Annotated in this window: 2 protein-coding genes and 1 pseudogene; all 3 read left to right on the top strand. The window is 71.4% G+C overall.

The annotated features are described in order from the left end of the window. Nucleotides 1-83: 83 nt before the first annotated feature. The gene (locus tag K6I34_RS34980; protein WP_374231107.1) at nucleotides 84-1,409 is read left to right on the top strand and encodes a sensor histidine kinase; all 1,326 of its coding nucleotides are present in this window, start codon (nucleotides 84-86) and stop codon (nucleotides 1,407-1,409) included. Between the two features lie 214 nt (nucleotides 1,410-1,623). Then, nucleotides 1,624-2,295: a response regulator transcription factor gene (locus K6I34_RS34985; protein ID WP_121802068.1), complete on the top strand. Its 672-nt coding sequence runs from the start codon at nucleotides 1,624-1,626 to the stop codon at nucleotides 2,293-2,295. Nucleotides 2,296-2,565: 270 nt separating this feature from the next. Further along, a pseudogene (locus tag K6I34_RS34990) lies at nucleotides 2,566-2,840 on the top strand (2-oxoglutarate ferredoxin oxidoreductase subunit alpha); the annotation flags it as partial.

Below are 2,840 nucleotides of genomic sequence, written 5' to 3' on the forward strand. Positions count from 1 at the left end.
GACACCAACTCACCACATGGTCCCGCCCCCTCCCGCAGGGAGAAGGTGGAGACACCAAGCGATTCGGCAGACCGGACGAAGGAATGGCAATGGCAGTGGCCATGGACGAGAAGCGGGCACACCGCGTACCCGCTGTGCTGCGCGCGCCGCTGGAGGGCCGTACCTGGCGGGAGTTGCTCTACCTCCTGCTCAGCTTCCCCATCTCCGTGGCGACCTTCGTCTTCGCGGTCACCGTGCTCGCCTGCGGCGGCGGCCTGCTGATCACCTTCGTCGGCGTACCCGTCCTGGCCCTGGGCCTCATGGGCGCCCGCGCGGTCGGCGCGATCGAGCGCGCGCGGGCCCGCGTCCTGCTGCGCGTGGACATAGCGGAGCCCGAGCCCGTACGGCCGCCGAAGGGCCGCAGCGGCCCGATGGCCTGGATCGGGGCGCTGCTCAAGAGCGGTACGTCCTGGCGGCAGATGCTCTACTGCCTGGTCCACATGCCGTGGGCGGTGACGGTCTTCTGCGTGGTGACGGTGATGTGGACGGTCAGCTGGGCGCTGTTCCTCTACCCCCTGTACCAGTGGCTGTACCCGACGTACTGGAACCAGCCCGGCATGCAGCTGTACGGCGACTCCGCGGGCAACGCCGTCTATCTGAACGGCCCCTTCTCGACCGGCGTGACCTGCGCGGTCGGCCTGCTCCTCGTACTGGCCACCCCCTGGGTCACCCGCGGCCTCGCCTACGGCGACCGGATGCTGGTGCTGGGGCTGCTGGGCCCGTCCCGGCTGGCGACCCGCGTGTGGGAGCTGGAGGGGGACCGCGGGGTGGTCGTCGACACCGCCGCCGCCGACCTGCGCCGCATCGAGCGCGACCTGCACGACGGCGCCCAGGCCCGGCTCGTCGCCCTGGCCATGGATCTCGGCCTGGCGAAGGAGAAGCTGACGGAGGACCCGGAGGCGGCGGCCAGGATGGTGGACGACGCGCACGGCGAGGTGAAGCTCGCCCTCCAGGAACTGCGCGACCTCGCCCGCGGCATCCACCCGGCCATCCTCACCGACCGCGGCCTGGGCCCGGCCCTCTCCGCGGTCGCGGCCCGCTGCACGGTGCCGGTACGGGTGGAGGTGGACCTGACCGAACGCCCCGCGGCGGCGATCGAGGGCATCGCGTACTTCACGGTCTCCGAGCTCCTGCAGAACATCAGCAAGCACAGTGGGGCGCGCGGCGCGCGGGTGGAGATGTGGCGGTCGGAGAACCGCTTGATGCTGCAGGTCTCCGACGACGGCCGGGGTGGGGCGTCGACGGCGAACGGCAGCGGCCTGGCGGGCCTGGCCGAACGCCTCGACTCGGTGGACGGCCTCCTGATCGTGGACTCCCCCGTCGGCGGCCCGACGACAGTGACCGCCGAACTCCCCTGGCGAGTCCACTAGCCGGGGCCCGTCAGGGGCGCGGGGCTGTATCGATATGCGGCTCCGCCGCGTGGGCGCGACCAGCCCCCACCGACCCGCAGCCGCGCGCCAGCGCAAGCCGCACCCCCGTAGGCGCACCGCCCAGCGGCGCAGCCCAGCGGCGCAACCCCGAGACGGTTCCCAATGCGATGCTTGGAGAAAGACACCGAGCTGACACTGGGGGCCAAAAATCGTGGTGGAGGACAGGGTGCGGGTCGTCATCGCCGAGGATTCGGTACTGCTCCGGGAAGGACTGACCCGCCTGCTGACCGACCGTGGGCACGACGTCGTGGCAGGCGTCGGCGACGCCGAGGCCCTGCTGAAGGCCATTGAGGAGTTCGCCGCCGAGGACGCCCTGCCGGACGTCGTGGTCGCCGACGTCCGCATGCCCCCGACCCACACCGACGAGGGTGTGCGCGCCGCCGTGCAGCTCCGCCGCCGCCATCCCGACCTGGGCGTGCTCGTCCTCTCCCAGTACGTGGAGGAGCAGTACGCGACGGAGCTGCTCGCCGGGAGCAGCCGGGGTGTCGGCTATCTGCTGAAGGACCGGGTCGCCGAGGTACGGGAGTTCGTGGACGCCGTGGTGCGCGTCGCGCGCGGCGGTACGGCGCTGGACCCGGAGGTCGTCGCCCAGTTGCTGGGGCGCAGCCGTAAGCAGGACGTCCTGGCGGGGCTCACCCCGCGCGAGCGGGAGGTCCTCGGTCTGATGGCGGAGGGAAGGACGAATTCCGCCATCGCGCGGCAGTTGGTGGTGAGCGACGGCGCCGTCGAGAAGCACGTCAGCAACATCTTCCTCAAGCTGGGCCTGTCGCCGAGTGACGGGGATCACCGTCGGGTGCTGGCCGTTCTGACCTATCTCCGCTCCTGACCGACTGATGCCCCGCCGGTCGGGGGAAGGCTGCTGGTGGGAGGCTCGGCGATCACGGTCCTAGGACAAAAGACGCAGCGGAGCCTCCCCCTCCGCACAGCACCTCCGGCCAGGACATTCCCCTCAGAAGCCGACAAAACATCCAGGTCCGGCGGCGGGGATCTTGTGCTCCCTCCCAGGTAGGCGACCCTTACCCCCGTACGATGGCGGGTGGGAACGCCGGCCGTCACCACCGCGTGCGAGCCGCCGCCACGAGGGAGGTCCGAAGCAGTGACCAGCCAGGTCAGCAGCCCGGCCGAACAGGCCGAACCAGGCGCGCAGCCGAGCGGGGCCGCCCCGCCGTCCGCAGCGCAGGAGCCTTCGCACGTCAGCCCCGGAGGCTCGGGCACCAAGTCGGTGCGGAAGCTGGAGCGGGTGATCATCCGGTTCGCGGGGGACTCGGGTGACGGTATGCAGCTCACGGGTGACCGGTTCACGTCGGAGACGGCGTCGTTCGGCAACGACCTGTCCACCCTGCCGAACTTCCCCGCCGAGATCCGCGCCCC

The sequence above is a fragment of the Streptomyces sp. UNOC14_S4 genome (assembly GCF_020740835.1).
In the GTDB taxonomy this organism is placed as follows: Bacteria; Actinomycetota; Actinomycetes; order Streptomycetales; family Streptomycetaceae; genus Streptomyces.

What these genes read in the sequence shown, in the direction of transcription:
- K6I34_RS34980 (WP_374231107.1), top strand. Translation starts at nt 84, where the DNA reads ATGGCAATGGCAGTGGCCATGGACGAGAAGCGGGCACACCGCGTACCC.